The organism is Thiobacter subterraneus (genome assembly GCF_055379455.1).
Genome location: NZ_AP042402.1, coordinates 2,082,915 through 2,097,598 on the forward strand (window position 1 = coordinate 2,082,915; position 14,684 = coordinate 2,097,598).

Annotated in this window: 14 protein-coding genes; 2 read left to right on the forward strand and 12 right to left on the reverse strand. The window is 68.4% G+C overall.

Annotated elements, in window-relative coordinates; translation table 11 throughout:
• Window positions 1-97 precede the first annotated feature (97 nt).
• Window positions 98-997, forward strand: a complete 900-nt coding sequence (locus ACZ42P_RS10345; RefSeq protein WP_464897462.1) for an HDOD domain-containing protein — start codon at window positions 98-100, stop codon at window positions 995-997.
• Here the strand turns inward: ACZ42P_RS10345 and xth are convergent.
• Genes xth through ACZ42P_RS10360 form a run of 3 tightly spaced genes read right to left on the reverse strand, consistent with a single transcriptional unit; the run spans window position 987 to window position 2,776 of the window.
• A complete protein-coding gene (gene xth, locus ACZ42P_RS10350) occupies window positions 987-1,754 on the reverse strand; it encodes an exodeoxyribonuclease III (protein ID WP_464897463.1) in 768 nt (255 codons plus the stop codon). The genes ACZ42P_RS10345 and xth overlap by 11 nt on opposite strands.
• Window positions 1,755-1,781: 27 nt before the next feature.
• On the reverse strand, window positions 1,782-2,306 hold the full coding sequence (locus tag ACZ42P_RS10355; protein ID WP_464897464.1) for a glutaredoxin family protein: 525 nt from the start codon (window positions 2,304-2,306) through the stop codon (window positions 1,782-1,784).
• On the reverse strand, window positions 2,306-2,776 hold the full coding sequence (locus tag ACZ42P_RS10360; protein WP_464897465.1) for an SH3 domain-containing protein: 471 nt from the start codon (window positions 2,774-2,776) through the stop codon (window positions 2,306-2,308). Before ACZ42P_RS10360 ends, ACZ42P_RS10355 begins: the two co-directional genes overlap by 1 nt.
• Before the next feature lie 151 nt (window positions 2,777-2,927).
• Here ACZ42P_RS10360 and ACZ42P_RS10365 point away from each other — a divergent pair, with 151 nt between their 5' ends.
• Complete coding sequence (locus ACZ42P_RS10365) at window positions 2,928-6,530, forward strand: hydantoinase B/oxoprolinase family protein (RefSeq protein WP_464897466.1); 3,603 nt, start codon at window positions 2,928-2,930, stop codon at window positions 6,528-6,530.
• Window positions 6,531-6,573: 43 nt separating this feature from the next.
• On the opposite strand, the gene folE is transcribed toward ACZ42P_RS10365, so the two are convergent.
• The 9 genes from folE to ACZ42P_RS10410 all read right to left on the reverse strand — a co-directional run bounded on the left by folE (window position 6,574) and on the right by ACZ42P_RS10410 (window position 14,637).
• The gene (gene folE / locus ACZ42P_RS10370) at window positions 6,574-7,212 is read right to left on the reverse strand and encodes a GTP cyclohydrolase I FolE (RefSeq protein WP_464897467.1); all 639 of its coding nucleotides are present in this window, start codon (window positions 7,210-7,212) and stop codon (window positions 6,574-6,576) included.
• 1 nt (window position 7,213) lies between these two features.
• Window positions 7,214-7,822 carry a nitroreductase family protein gene (locus ACZ42P_RS10375; RefSeq protein WP_464897468.1) on the reverse strand — a complete coding sequence of 203 codons (609 nt, stop codon included), beginning with the start codon at window positions 7,820-7,822 and terminating at the stop codon, window positions 7,214-7,216.
• Between the two features lie 198 nt (window positions 7,823-8,020).
• On the reverse strand, window positions 8,021-9,211 hold the full coding sequence (hemW, locus tag ACZ42P_RS10380) for a radical SAM family heme chaperone HemW (protein ID WP_464897469.1): 1,191 nt from the start codon (window positions 9,209-9,211) through the stop codon (window positions 8,021-8,023).
• A gap of 51 nt (window positions 9,212-9,262) precedes the next feature.
• The gene (locus ACZ42P_RS10385; protein WP_464897470.1) at window positions 9,263-10,606 is read right to left on the reverse strand and encodes a nicotinate phosphoribosyltransferase; all 1,344 of its coding nucleotides are present in this window, start codon (window positions 10,604-10,606) and stop codon (window positions 9,263-9,265) included.
• 7 nt (window positions 10,607-10,613) lie between these two features.
• On the reverse strand, window positions 10,614-11,198 hold the full coding sequence (locus ACZ42P_RS10390) for a nicotinamidase (protein ID WP_464897471.1): 585 nt from the start codon (window positions 11,196-11,198) through the stop codon (window positions 10,614-10,616).
• 96 nt (window positions 11,199-11,294) lie between these two features.
• Window positions 11,295-11,897: an RdgB/HAM1 family non-canonical purine NTP pyrophosphatase gene (rdgB, locus tag ACZ42P_RS10395; RefSeq protein WP_464897472.1), complete on the reverse strand. Its 603-nt coding sequence runs from the start codon at window positions 11,895-11,897 to the stop codon at window positions 11,295-11,297.
• Window positions 11,898-11,981: 84 nt separating this feature from the next.
• Entirely contained in the window at window positions 11,982-12,698 is a 717-nt protein-coding gene (gene rph, locus ACZ42P_RS10400; RefSeq protein WP_464897473.1) for a ribonuclease PH, read from the reverse strand.
• A gap of 67 nt (window positions 12,699-12,765) precedes the next feature.
• Window positions 12,766-13,686 (reverse strand): PP2C family protein-serine/threonine phosphatase, encoded by a 921-nt coding sequence (locus ACZ42P_RS10405; RefSeq protein WP_464897474.1) that lies wholly within the window; start codon window positions 13,684-13,686, stop codon window positions 12,766-12,768.
• Between the two features lie 9 nt (window positions 13,687-13,695).
• Window positions 13,696-14,637: a serine/threonine protein kinase gene (locus ACZ42P_RS10410; RefSeq protein WP_464897475.1), complete on the reverse strand. Its 942-nt coding sequence runs from the start codon at window positions 14,635-14,637 to the stop codon at window positions 13,696-13,698.
• Between the last annotated feature and the right edge of the window lie 47 nt (window positions 14,638-14,684).

The window sequence follows — 14,684 nt, forward strand, 5'->3', positions numbered from 1 at the left end:
CCGGGGCTTTGCCCCCGCCTCCTTCCCCTTGCCGCAAAGCGGTAAAGTCGGCGCGGCGCCGGCCGTTATATCGGTGAGGCGTTTGCGGCGGATGACCATGATCGACCGGCCACTCAAGGACGTTAAGGCCTGGGTCCAGTACTTCGACCAGGTGGACGTGCCGGTGTTACAGCGCACCGTGGAGATGCTCGCCCATTTCAGGGCACGGGAGGACGACCTGGACGCGCGGGAGCTGGCCGATGCCATCATGCACGACCCGCTCATGACCCTGCGGGTGCTGCGCTTCCTGCAGGTGCATCACAGCCGGCGGCAGAGTCGCGACATCACCACCATCGCCCATGCGCTCATGATGGTGGGTACCACCCCCTTCTTCCGGCACTTTTCCAACCTGCCGGTGGCGGAAGAGGTGCTCAGGGACCAGGTGGCGGGCCTCACCGGCCTGCGCCGGGCCATGAGCCGGGCGCGCCATGCCGCGCTGTTCGCCCAGGACTGGGCGGCGCTGCGTCACGACATCGAGTCGGACGAGGTCATGGTGGCGGCCCTGCTGCGGGATCTGGCGGAAATGCTCATGTGGTGTTTCGCGCCGCGTCTGATGATGATGGTGCGGACCCTCCTTCAGCGGGAGCCGGGCCTGCGCAGCGCGGAGGCCCAGAAAAGGGTGTTCGGCTTCCGGGGCATCGAGCTGCAGCTGGCCCTGGTGCGGGCCTGGCATCTGCCGGAGCTCCTCCAGACACTGATGGACGAGGACCATGCCGACCATCCGCGGGTGAAGAACGTGGCCCTGGCGGTGCGGCTGGCGCGGCATCTCGCCAATGGCTGGGACGATCCGGCGCTGCCGGACGACTACCGCGACATCGCCCAGTTTCTCCATCTGCCGGAGGAGGCGGTGTACGCCCGGGTGGTCAGGACGGCGCTCCTTGCGGCACGCAGCTGGACCTGGTACGGCGTGCCGCCGGTGGCGGCGGGTCTGCCCCTGATCGCGGCGCCTAGGGCTTGAGCTCGGCGATCACCGGGGCGTGATCGGAGGGACGCTCGAGCTTGCGCAGGTCCCGTTCGATGCTGCAGGCCGTGCAGCGGCGGGCGAGGGTTTCCGACAGCAGGATGTGGTCGATGCGCAAGCCGTGGTTGCGGCGGAAGGCCATCATGCGGTAATCCCACCAGGTGAAGGACTTGTCCGGCTGCTCGAACAGCCGGAAGGCATCCCGGAAGCCCAGGGCCAAAAGCGCCTGAAAGGCGGCGCGCTCCGGCTCCGAGAACAGCACCTGTCCCTCCCACAGGGCCGGGTCGTGCACGTCGCGCGGCTCCGGCGCGATGTTGAAGTCGCCCAAAAGGGCCATGTCGGGGTGGCGCGCGAGTTCCAGGCGCAGCCACTCCTTCAGCGCCGCCAGCCATTTCAGCTTGTATTCGTATTTGTCGGTGCCCACCGCCTGGCCGTTGGGGACGTACAGGCAGACGAAGCGGATCCCTTCTATCGTGCTCGCCAGCACCCGCTTCTGGTCGTCGGCAAAGCCGGGAATGCCCACGCTCACATCGGACTGGGGCGCCCGGCTCAGGATGGCCACGCCGTTGTAGGTCTTCTGGCCGGCGAACACGGCCTCGTAGCCCGCCTCTTGCAGGGCCTGCACGGGAAAGGCGTGGTCCTCCAGCTTGGTCTCCTGCAGGCACACCACATCGGGCGCGGCGCGGGCCAGCCATTCCAAAAGCTGGGGCAGGCGAACCTTGAGGGAATTGACGTTCCAGGTGGCGATCTTCATGGAAGCAGGCGGCCGGCGCCGCCCCGGTCACTGGCCCGGCTTGGCTGCGGGCGTCTCGTCCTTGGGCAGGGGCGGTTCCCGGTAGCCGTAGGGCCGGCTCCTGGGGTAGCCGGCGGCATCCAGGGCGGCATCCCAGGCTGCGGCGTCATAGCCGGTGAGCGGGCGCTTGCCCACCACCAGCACCGGCACCTGGGGCGAGCCCACCAGTTTGGCCAGGGCGTCGGCATCCGCCTGGTTTGCCGCCGGATTGCGCGCCGTGTAGGGAATCCCGCGCCGGCTGAGATGGGCGCGCGCCTGGGTGCAGGGTTCGCCACAATCGGACACGAACAGGGTGACGGGAAAGGCTTCCGCGGCACGGCGGGTGGCATAGGGCAGGTCACCCCCCGAGGCGGTGTTCGCGGGGACCCGCTTCTCCTCCACCTGGCGGGCGCCGGGAGGCGGCGGCGAGTCGCTGTAATGCACCTTGCCGTCCCGGTCCACCCAGCGGTAGAGCTCGGCGCCGGCCATCGGGGCAAGGGCCAGGGTCAGAAGAAACAACCAGAGGGGGCGCATCAGATCCGCAATCCGTTGAGACGCTTCCGATAATACGCTTCATGGGCGGCGATGCCCACCACCGCGCCGAGCAAGAAGCCCAGTCCGCCCGCGACCCAGGCCCAGGGGAAGGCGCCGGCAGAGGTCCGCGGCGCTGCGGCCGGCTGGGCCGGCCCGGGGGCCGGTGCGGCAGGCGCTGCCGAGGGCACGGGCTCGGCAGCGGGTTTCGCCGCCGAAGGCGGTTCCGGTGCCAGGACCAGCAGGCGCAGGGGCAGCCAGCCCGTTTCCCCCGTCTCCGTGCGCACGCGCGCCACCTGGCCTTCGGTCTCCAGCACTTCCAGCGGGGTGCCCGGCGGCAGCACGCGCACGATGCGGAAACTTTCCGTCTTGCCGGCCCGCAGGTTCACGTGGCTGCCGGGTGCCACCGTGGCGTTGCCGGCCCACAGGCTCGGGGCGCACCCCAGGAGCAGGACCAGGAGAACACGCCGCATATGCGAAAATCCCCCTTTTTCGAGGCCAGGTCAAAGCCGGATTTTCCACGAGGTCGGCCCCGGGTTCAATGACGGCGTCACGGCCCGCGCGTGGTCCCGGCGTTCCGGGCATCATTGCGGCCACCTGGCACATTTTCTTGAGAGCCAAGCAATGGGCAACGGCCGTTGGGAATTCTGGATCGACCGCGGGGGCACCTTCACCGACATCGTGGCGCGCCGTCCCGACGGCAGCCTGGTGAGCCACAAGCTCCTCTCGGAAAACCCGCGGCGCTACCGCGATGCGGCCCTGGCGGGGATCCGGGAGTTGATGGGACTGGCGCCCGGGGCGCCCCTGCCCACCGGGGCCATCGGTGCGCTGAAAATGGGCACCACCCTCGGCACCAATGCGCTGCTCACCCGGCGCGGTGCCCGCGTGGCCCTGGTGATCACGGCGGGCTTCGGCGATACCCTGACCATCGGCTACCAGAACCGGCCCGACATTTTCGCCCTGCGCATCGAGCGGCCGGCGCCCCTGTTCGAGCGGGTGATCGAGGTGCAGGAACGCCTGGGCGCGGACGGCCGGGTGGTAGAGCCCCTGGACGAGGCGGGGCTCAAAGCCCGGCTCGATGAGGCGCGCGCGGCGGGCATCGAGGCGGTGGCCATCGTGTTTGTGCATGGCTACCGTTATCCCGAGCATGAGGCCCGCGCCGCGCGCATCGCCCGGGAGCTGGGGTTCCGGCATGTCGCGGTGTCCCACGAGGTGAGCCCCCTTGCCAAGCTGGTGGCGCGCGGCGACACCACCCTGGTGGATGCTTATCTGACGCCGCTTCTGGCGGAATACGTGGCGGGCATCCGCGCCGCCCTGCCCGAGACGCAGGTGCTGTTCATGCAATCCCATGGCGGGCTCGTGCAGGCGGAAGCCTTCCGCGGCCGGGACTGCCTGCTGTCGGGGCCGGCGGGCGGCATCGCCGGCGCGGTGAAGACTGCGGCTCAGGCGGGCCTGAACAAGCTCATCACCTTCGACATGGGTGGCACCTCCACCGACGTGGCCCATTACGACGGCGAGCTGGAACGCAGCTTCGAGACCGAGGTGGCCGGCTGCCGGGTGCGCGTGCCCATGCTGGCCATCCACACGGTGGCGGCCGGGGGTGGCTCCATCCTGCACTTCGACGGCCGGCGCTTCCTGGTGGGACCGGATTCCGCCGGGGCGCAGCCCGGTCCGGCCTGCTACCGCAATGGCGGGCCGCTCACCGTGACCGATGCCAACCTGTTCCTGGGCCGGATTCAGGCGCGGCATTTTCCCCGGGTGTTCGGGCCCACGGGCGATGCCCCCCTGGACGAAGCCGTGGTGCGCGCAGGCTTCGCGGCGCTGGCCGGGCGGCTCCATGCCGCGGGCATGGCGCGCAGTCCCGAGGCAGTGGCCGAGGGCTTCCTCGCGGTGGCGGTGGAGAACATGGCCCAGGCCATCCGGCGCATCACCCTGGAACGGGGCCATGATCCCGCCGAATACACCCTGTGCTGCTTCGGGGGCGCGGGCGGCCAACTGGTGTGCCGGGTGGCCGATGCCCTGGCCATTCCCCGGGTGTTCCTGCATCCCCTGGCCGGGGTGCTGTCGGCCTTCGGCATGGGCGTGGCGGACCAGCGCCTGGTTTACGAGCAGGCGGTGGAACTGGCGCTGGAGTCCAGCCAATTGGCCCGCCTTGCCGACGCCATTGATGCCCTCGCGCGCCGGGGGCGGGACACGCTGCTTGAACAGGGGGTGAGGGCAGACTGCATTCGCACCGAGGCGCGCCTGAAACTCCGCTATGCCGGCACCGACACGCCCTTGCCGGTGGCCTGGGACAGCCTCGAAGCCATGCGGGCGGCCTTCGAGGCGGCCTATCGGCGCCTGTTCGGTTTCGTCGAGACGGAGGTGCCCATCCAGGTGGAGGCGGTCCTGGTGGAAGCCATAGCCGAGACACCGCCGCCCGCCCTGACGGTGGCGCCCCCTGCGGGCAGCGGCCATGCCCGCGAGACCTGCCGCCTGTTCACGGCGGGACGCTGGCAGACCGCGCCCCTCTATCTGCGGGAGGACCTGCGTGCCGCCCAGTGCATCGCTGGCCCGGCGCTGGTGATCGAACCCACCTCCACGCTGGTGATCGAGCCCGGCTGGCAGGCCACCGTGGGAGAAAGGGGCGAGCTTTGGCTCGAGCGCGTGAGCGCGCGCGGGGAAGCCGCGAGCCTGTCCGCCACGCCGGGACGCGATCCGGTGGCGCTGGAACTCTTCAACCGGCGTTTCATGGCCATCGCCGAGGAAATGGGGGTGGCCCTGCAGCACACCGCCCACTCGGTGAACATCAAGGAACGCCTGGATTTTTCCTGCGCCATTTTCAACCGGCGGGGCGAGCTGATCGCCAACGCCCCCCACATCCCGGTGCATCTGGGCTCCATGGGCGATGCGGTGCGCGCCGTGCGCGAGCGCTTTGCCGACGGCATGCGCGTGGGGGACGTGTTCCTGATCAATTCCCCCTATCATGGCGGCACCCATCTGCCGGACATCACCGTGGTCACGCCGGTCTGGGACGAGGCGGGGCGGGAGGTCTGGTTCTACACCGCTTCCCGCGGCCATCATGCCGATGTGGGGGGCATCACACCGGGTTCCATGCCGCCGGGAAGCCGCGTGATCGACGAGGAGGGCGTGTGGACGCCGGGCCTGCGCATCGTCGCCGACGGCCGCTTCCTGGAAAGGGAGGTGCGCGCCTGGCTCGCCGGCGGGCCCCATCCCGCGCGCAATCCCGCCCAGAACCTGGCCGACCTCAAGGCCCAGATCGCCGCCAACGAAAAGGGGGCCCAGCAGTTGCGGGCGCTGGTGGCGCGCCACGGACTCGCCCTCGTGGAAGCCTACATGGACCATACCCTGGACTTGGGCGAGGCCGCGGTGCGGGAAGTCATCGGCGGGCTTGCCGACGGCCGCTTCGAGCTGGAAATGGACAGCGGCGCGCGCATCGTCGTGAACCTCGGCATCGACCGCGAGCGGCGCGCGGCCGTGATCGACTTCACCGGCACCTCGCCGCAGCAGGCCGACAACTTCAACGCCCCCGCCGCCATCGTGCGCGCGGCCGTACTCTACGTGTTCCGCACCCTGGTGCGCCGGGACATTCCCCTCAATGCCGGGTGCCTGCGGCCCCTCGTGATCCGCATCCCGGCGGCCTCCCTGCTCGACCCGCGGCCGCCGGCGGCAGTGGTGGCGGGCAACGTGGAGACCTCCCAGGCCATCGTGGATGCCCTGTTTGGCGCCCTGGGCGTGCTCGCCGCCTCCCAGGGCACCATGAACAACCTGAGCTTCGGCGATGCCAACCACCAGTATTACGAAACCATCTGCGGCGGTGCCGGCGCGGGGGCGGATTTCGATGGCGCCGATGCGGTGCAGACCCACATGACCAATTCCCGCATGACGGACGTGGAAGTGCTGGAGAACCGCTTTCCCGTACGCGTGGAGACCTTCGCCATCCGGCGCGGCAGCGGCGGGGCGGGACGTCACCGGGGCGGCGACGGCGTGGTGCGGCGCATCCGCTTCCTTGCGCCCATGCAGGCGGCGATCCTTTCCCAGCGGCGGCGGGTGCCGCCCTTCGGCCTCGCGGGCGGCGCCCCGGGTCGGGTGGGGGCGAACCGGCTCATTCGCGCCGATGGCCGGGTGGTGATGCTGCCTGCCTGCGCCGGGGTGACGGTGGCGCCGGGCGATGCGCTGGAAATCGCCACGCCCGGGGGCGGCGGCTACGGGACGCCGCCGGACTGAGGAACGGGAGCAGGGCGCAGCGCCCTGCCAGGCAGGGCCGGACTCAGGGACGGCGCGCCTCCAGGGCCCGCAGGAATTCGTTGCGCAGCTGGTCGCTGTCGCGGAACACGCCCTCGAAGGCCTGGGTGTAGACGCGCTCGTCGCCGCGCCGGTCTTCCCCCAGAAGCAGGCAGAGCTGTTCGGCCTCGATGACGCAGGCCGCGCCCCTGGCATGGCCGTGTACCACCAGGGCCTCGGCGATGTCCCGCGTCATCCATTCCTGGTAGGTGAAACGGTGGCCGATGGCATCCACCATGCGCGCGATGCGGCCGAAGCCGTGCAGGCGCCCGCCCGGCACGTAGGCCACATGGGCCACTCCCCGGAACGGCACCAGGTGATGGGGGCACACGCCGTGAATGGCGATGCCGCGCACCACCACCATGTCGTCGCGGGGATCGGGAAAGCCTTCGCCCAGGGCGTCGGCGGGGTCGAGGCCATAGCCGCCCAGCAGTCTTTTTTCCCACAGTTCCCGCACCCGGCGGGCGGTCTTGCCGGTGTGCTGGGAGGCGGGATCGATGCCGGCGGCGGTGAGCAGGTCGGTCACCGCGCGCTCGAAGGCTGCACCGTCGAAGGGACGCAGCTGGGGAATGCCGATACCGGGCGGGCGGGCGACCGGCGCCTGGTCGGCGCAGCACAGGACCATGTCAGGCTCCGAAGCGGTCGGTGATGAGGACCTCAGACAGGGGCAGTTGCCCACCCCGCGGCCAGGGTTCCTTCACCGCCTTGCCCACCGCGATCATGAAGGCGATCACGTGATCGGCGGGCAGGTTGATGAGGCGCGCCACGGCGTCGAAATCGAAGCCGTCCATGGGACAGGTGTCGTAGCCCATTTCCTTCGCCGCCAGCATCAGGGTCATGCCCGCCAGGCCGCAGGAGCGCATGGCTTCGTCCCGCTGCACCTGTTCCCGGCCGGCGTAGTAGTCGTGGATGGCGGGCACGATGAAATCCTGCACGGCCTGGGGTGCGTTGCGCCAATAGCGGGCGGGCTCCTTCGCCCAGGCCTTGAGGTCGGCGCACAAAATCACCAGCAGCGAGGCGTCGGTGACCTGGGGCTGGTCCCAGGCCACCTTGCGAATCTCCGCGCGCAGGGCGGGATCGCGCACCAGCACGAAGCGCCAGTGCTGGATGTTGAAGGCCGTGGGCGACAGGATGGTGAGGCCCAAGAGCCTCGTGATCTCCTCCTCCGTCATGCGGTGGCCGGGATCGAAGCCCTTGATGGAGCGACGGGTTTCGATGGCGGTGTGGACATCCATGCATTCCCTCCTTGCGTGTCTGGGTCCCATGGTAGGCCACAAGCTCCTGGGCAACAAGGGCAGGCCTGTGAGGACGTAGTGGGGAATGGCCGGCTGCAGGGCGCGCGGTGCGCAGTAGCCGCAACATCGACAGCAGTCGAGCGAGCGACCCCGCGCCCCGGCGCAGGGGGTCCGCCCCAGCCGTTTTTCACCGCGTTGTCAGTCCGGCAGGAACAGCGTCAGCAGGTCGTTGAGGAAACGGCGGCCCAGGGGGGTGGGGCGGATGCACGCCGGCGTGTGCTCCAGGAGGCCGCGTGCCTGGGCGTCGCGCAGGACGGGTTCCACCACCGCCAGCGGCAGTCCGGTGCGTGCCGAAAACAGCCCGGGCGGGAAGCCCGCAGTGAGGCGCAGGGCGTTCATCATGAATTCGAACGGCCGCTCGTGCGCAGAAACCGCCTGTCGCGTTTGCACCGCGTCGCCCCGTTGCGTGGCCTCCATGTAGGCTCTGGGCTGCTTCACGCGCATTTCGCGGGTGATGGTCTTGCGCGTGCTCAGCTTGCCGTGGGCGCCGGCACCGATGCCGAGATAGTCGCCAAACAGCCAGTAGTTGAGGTTGTGGCGGCATTCGTGGCCGGGGCGGGCGGCGGCCGACGTCTCGTAGCGAACGAGCCCCTCGGCTTCGAGCCTGGCATCGATGGCCTCCTGCATGGCCGCCACGGTGTCCTCGTCCGGGAGGGTGGGCGGCCGCGCGTGGAACAGGGTGTTGGGTTCGACGGTGAGGTGGTAGGTGGAAAGGTGGGCCACACCGCTGGCCAGCGCGGTTTCCACGTCGGCCAGGGCCTCTTGAACGCTCTGGTTCGGCAGGCCGAACATGAGATCCACGTTCACCCGGGGAAACAGCTCCAGGGCGCACGCCAGCGCCGCCCGCGCCTCGCGCCCGCCATGGATGCGCCCCAGGGCGGCGAGGTGACGGTCGCTGAAGCTCTGGATGCCCAGGGACAGGCGGGTGACGCCCGCTTCCCGGAAGGCACGGAATTTCTCCACTTCGAAGGTGCCGGGATTGGCTTCCAGGGTGATCTCCGCCTCGGGATCCAGGGGCAGCAGGGTGTGCACCGTGGTGAGCAGCCGCTCGATCGTGGCCGGTGCAAACAGGCTGGGCGTGCCGCCGCCGATGAACACCGTCTGCACCCGCCGGCCGGCCACGGCCGGGAGGGTGGATTCCAGATCCCGTGTGAGGGCCTTCAGGTATTCCTCTTCCGGCACTCCGGTGCGCAGCTCGTGGGAGTTGAAATCGCAGTAGGGGCACTTGCGCACGCACCAGGGCAGGTGGATGTAGAGGGCGAGGGGCGGTAGGGCAGGCAGCTCCGGGCTCACCGCCTGGGGGCTGCTGCCGGAAACCGTCGCGGACATGGGCAGTGCCGGAGGGACGATGGAACGGGCGGCGTGCCGCGGCGCAGCGCCTCAGGCGCGGTGCTCATCCACCGCGGCCGCCATTGCCCTCAGGCCGCGGGAGATGGTGACCGGATAGGGCGGCGCACCGTCCAGGCTTTTCAGGGACTCGGGCAGACGGGCGAGATCTTGGGCGCACAACCGCCGGGCCTCGGCAAGCCCGGGCAGATGCCCGGTGCGCTTGCCTCCCTTCATCACCAGTCTGAGCAGCGGCTCCCCGGTGTAGCCCTCGCTTTCCAGACAGAGCGTGTCGCCGGCCATGCGTCCTGCGCTGTCGTATTCCCGATAGACCTGCTTGCGGCCGGGCCAGGTGGCCTTGCCCTCGGAGCGCTTGCGGCGCGCGTGGCCGGCGTATTCCATGAGCTTGTAGGCACAGTCGAGATAGGGGGCGTCGCTCGAGGTGAGCATGCGCGTGCCCACGCCAAAGCCGGTGATGGGAGCGCCCTGCGCCAGCAGACGCTGGATCTCGTATTCGTCCAGGTTGCCGCTGGCGAAGATGCCGGTGTCGGTGAGCCCGCCTGCGTCCAGGATCTGGCGCACGGCAAGGGCGTGGCGGGCCAGATCGCCGCTGTCGATGCGCACCGCGCGGATGGGGATGCCGGCGGCTTTCAGTCGGGGCGCGATTTCCACCACCTTGCGCGCGGCCGCCTCGGTGTCATAGGTGTCGATGAGCAGCACCACGTTGCCGGGCTGGGCGCGGGCGAAGTGCTCGAAGGCGGCGGCCTCATCGTCGTGGGCCTGGATGAAGGAATGGGCCATGGTGCCGTAGCTGGGAATGCCGAACAGATGCTCGGCCAGCACATTGGAGCTGCCACTGAAGCCTGCGATGTAGGCCGCGCGTGCCCCCAGCAGCGCCGCCTCGGCTCCGTGGGCGCGGCGCAGGCCGAAATCCACCAGCAGCCGGTCGGGCGCCGCCAGCACCACCCGCGCCGCCTTCGACGCCACCAGGGTCTGGTAGTGCAGCAGGTTGATGATGCGGGTCTCCACCAGCTGCGCTTCCAGGATGGGCGCGGTGATGCGCAGAATGGGCTCGTCCGGAAAGAACACCCGCCCCTCCGGCATGGCATGCACGTCGCCGGTGAAGCTGAAATTCTCCAGATAGTCGAGGAAGCGCCGGTTGAAGCGGCCGGTTTTTGCCAGGAAGCGGATCTCGTCCGGCGCGAAGCGCACCGTGAGCAGGTAGTCGAGCACCGATTCCAGTCCGGCGGCCACCAGGAAGTTGCGTCCGGGTGGCAGCTTGCGCACGAAGAACTCGTACACCGCCACCTCGTCCATGTGGCTCTCCAGGTAGCCCTGGAGCATGGTGAACTGGTAGAGATCCGTGAGCAGGCCGCTCACCTTGCCGCTGCTCAGCATCCGGCTCTCACTGGATGTCGCGGCTTTCGGCTTCCACCACGCCGAGGGCGCGCATTTCCGCCAGCGCCTTGTCGCCATCGCCCGGGTGCACGTTGACGGCGCGCACGGCGTCGGTGAGCAGGACCACGGAGAAGCCGTTTTTCACTGCGTCCCGCACCGTGTTGAGCACGCAGTAATCGGTCGCCAGCCCCCCCACCAGCACCCGTTTCACGCCATACATCATGAGCTGCATCGCCAGGGGGGTGTCTTCGAAGGCGGAATAGGCGTCCTTTTCCGGGGTGGTCGCCTTGGAGACGATGGCGGTGAAGGCCGGCAGTTGCAGGGCTTTGGGAAACTGGGCGCCTTCCGTGTCGGCGATGCAGTGGGGCGGCCAGGGTCCGCCCTGCTCCCGGAAGGAACAATGGTTGGCCGGGTGCCAGTCCCGGCTGGCGAAGATGGGCAGGCCCCGGGTGTGGAAGATGTCCAGCACCCGGTTCAGGGGTTCGATCACCGCATCCCCGTCCGGCACGGCCAGCGCGCCGCCCGGGAGGAAATCGTTCTGCACATCGACGATGATGAGGGCATCCCCTTCGGTGGCCTTGATGGTGGTCATGGTCGTTCCTCGCAATCCTCAAAGCAATGGGTCGCGCGGCAAAGCCTGTCGCCGGGCTCTGCGACCGCTTTGCCCGTTCCCGGCAAAGGCCCTGTTTCAGAGCTGCAAAATGCCGCCCGCCTTCAATTTCTCCACCAGCGCCGCCAGGGCCTTGCCGCGGTGGCTGATGCGGTTCTTCACGTCCATGGGCAGCTCGGCGCCGGTCTTGCCCAGTTCCGGGATCAGAAAATGGGGATCGTAGCCGAAACCACCGCTGCCGCGCGGCTGGTCGATGATCTCCCCTTCCCAGCGTCCTTCCGCGATCAGGGGCTCCGGGTCGTGGGGGTGGCGCACCAGCACGATCACGCAATAGTAATGGGCCCGGCGGTTGGATTCGTTCTTGAGCAGGGCTATTAGCTTCTCGTTGTTGCGCTGGTCGGATTTGGGCTCGCCGGCGAAGCGCGCGGAATACACGCCGGGCGCCCCGTTGAGGGCGTCCACGCAGATACCGGAATCATCGGCGAGGGCGGGCAGGCCCGAGTGCTCCGCCGCATGGCGCGCCTTGGCCAGGCAGTTCTCGATGAAGGTGCAGTGGGGCTCTTCCGCCTCCGGGATGTTGAAGGCGGATTGCGGCAGCACCTCCAGCCCCAGGGGCTCCAGGATGCGGTGGATCTCCCGGAGCTTGCCGGGATTGTTGGAGGCGATGACGAGTTTCTTCATGTGCCTGAACGTCCTGGATGCCATGGGCGCAGCTCAATCCGGCGGCCGTTCGCCGCGGACCAGCCACCGCCTGCGCACGATTCTCTAGTCTGCGAGCGCCGCCCTTTGCGCCGCAATCAGTTCCCGTATGCCCTGCTCCGCCAGATCGAGCAGGGCGTTCATCTCGCCACGGCTGAAGGGCGCGCCTTCCGCCGTACCCTGCACCTCCACGAAGCCGCCACTGCCCGTCATCACCACGTTCATGTCGGTGTCGCAGCTGGAATCCTCGGCATAGTCGAGATCCAGCACCGGCACGCCCTGGTAGATGCCCACCGACACCGCGGCGACGAAGTCGCGGATGGGGGATTCCCCGATCAGGCCCTGCCCGATGAGCCAGGTGACGGCATCGTGCACGGCCACGAAGGCCCCCGTGATGCTGGCGGTGCGGGTGCCGCCATCCGCCTGGATCACGTCGCAATCCACGTGGATGGTGCGCTCGCCTAGTCTGGTGAGGTCCACCACCGCACGCAGGGAGCGGCCGATCAGGCGCTGGATTTCCTGGGTGCGCCCGGACTGTTTGCCCCGCGCCGCCTCGCGGTCGGTGCGGGTCCCGGTGGAACGGGGCAGCATGCCGTATTCCGCCGTGACCCAGCCGCCACCGGTGCCCTTCACATGGGGCGGCACCTTGTCCAGCACGCTGGCGGTGCAGATGACGCGGGTGTCACCGCATTCGATCAGCACGGCCCCTTCGGCGTGCTTGGTATAGCGGCGGGTGATGCGCACGGGGCGCAGCTCATCGGGTCGGCGCTGGCTGGGACGCATGGCAGGAGCGGGGAAAAAAGAACCGGGCGCCCATTATCCCAGATTCCCGCCCGGCTTGCCGACCGCCCTACTTGGAATATTTGCGGATGGCTTCCTGGATTTCCGCGATGGCCTTTTCGATGTCGGCCTCGGTGATGGGCGTCCTGCCGGCGGGATCGCGCGCCACGCTGAAGGGATCGAGCTGGGTGCTCACCTCGTCCATGGGCATGGCATGGGTGGTGACCAGCTCCTGGGGCAGGCCGCGCTTGACGGGTTCGCCCCAGGTCATGCCGATGGCGGAGAGGTTGTCGCCGTCCTCGCCGCCACGGAATTCCGCATGGTCCAGGAGCTCCGGCACGGCGCTGGTAATGGTGTAGGTATCCAGGATGGAGGCGATCTCCGTCTCCGAGAGCACGCTCCAGACGCCGTCGGTGCACAGCAGGAGGGTATCGCCCTGCTGGATGGGGACCCGCCGGGACAGTTCCACCTCGGGCGGCAGCAGCCCGCCCAGGCAGTTGTAGATCTTGTTGCGCTCGGGATGGGTGAGCATTTCGGCCTCGCTGATGCGGCCCTGGTCAAAGAGCTGCTGCACCTTGGAGTGGTCATGGGTGCGCGCGATGAGCTTCATGCCCCGGAAGAAATACAGGCGCGAATCCCCCACGTGGGCCCAGCACGCGCTGTTGTTCTGCACCACGCAGGCGACACAGGTGGTGCGCGGCGACTCCAGCAGACCATGTTTGTCGGCATAGGCGGTAATGGCCTTGTGTGCCGAGTGCAGGGCGTGGTTGAGGAAGGCCAGCGGATCCTTGAGCAGCGGCCGCGCGTGTTTCTGGAACAGGTCCGTGACCATCTGCACCGTGATCTGGGCCGCCACCTCGCCGTGGAAATGGCCGCCCATGCCATCGGCCACCACCATGAGCAGCGCGTCCCGGCTGTAGGAATAGGCTACGCGGTCCTGGTTGTATTTGCGCCCGCCCTGGCGGCTGGCCTGGGAAATGGAGAATTTCATGGGCGCTGCTCAGAAGATTTCCCTGGTAAGGGTGGTCTTGATGCTGTCGATGAGGGATTTTTTCTTTTCCGGCGCGGGCACCACTTCCATCAGCGCCTTCTGCAGCTGGAACACGCTCTGGGGACGGTCCATGTAGTTGAGCTGCAGGCACCAGTCGATGATGTCTAGCAACTGGTCCGAATACTGGCCGCCCCACAGCTTGCGCGCCGAGGCCAGCTTGTCGTTCTGCAGGCGCTGGTCGGCGGCCTGGGGCGCGAAGCCCGCCAGACAGGCGAACATGCTGGCGCCGACGCTGTAGATGTCGGTCCAGGGGCCGAGGATGTCCCGGTTCTTGTATTGCTCGGGCGCGGCAAACCCCGGCGTGTACATGGGCGACAGCCGGCTTTTTTCGTTGGTGAGGGTCTGGCGGGCGGCTCCGAAATCCAGCAGCACCGGCGAGCCGTCGATGCGGATGTAGATGTTGGCCGGCTTGATGTCCAGATGCAGGATCTTGTGCGTGTGCACCTCGCGCAGGCCGTTGAGCATTTCCGCGAATACGCGCCGGATGAAACTTTCCTTGACCGTGCGCTTGCGCGACTGGATTTCCTCCTGCAGGGTCTTGCCGCGCTCGTAGCGCATGACCATGTACACCGTCTCGTTGGCGCGGAAGAAATTGATCACGCGCACCACGTTGGGGTGGTTGATCTTGGCCAGCGCGCGCCCTTCCTCGAAGAAGCATTTCATGCCGTAGCGGAAGGTGGCCAGGTTCTCGGCGGTGGTGGCCTGCACCACGGAACCCTCCTCCCGCAACACCAGCTGGCTGGGCAGGTATTCCTTGATTGCCACGGGCACGCCGTTTTCGTCGTGGGCGAGATAGACGATGGAAAAACCGCCCCCCGAGAGCTGCTTGGCGATCTTGTAGTTCAGCAGCTGATAGCCATCCGGAAGCGCCCGGTTGGGTTGTGTCGCCATCTGTGAGAGCCCGAATGTGTGCTTCTGTTTGACAAACCGCGGGTTTG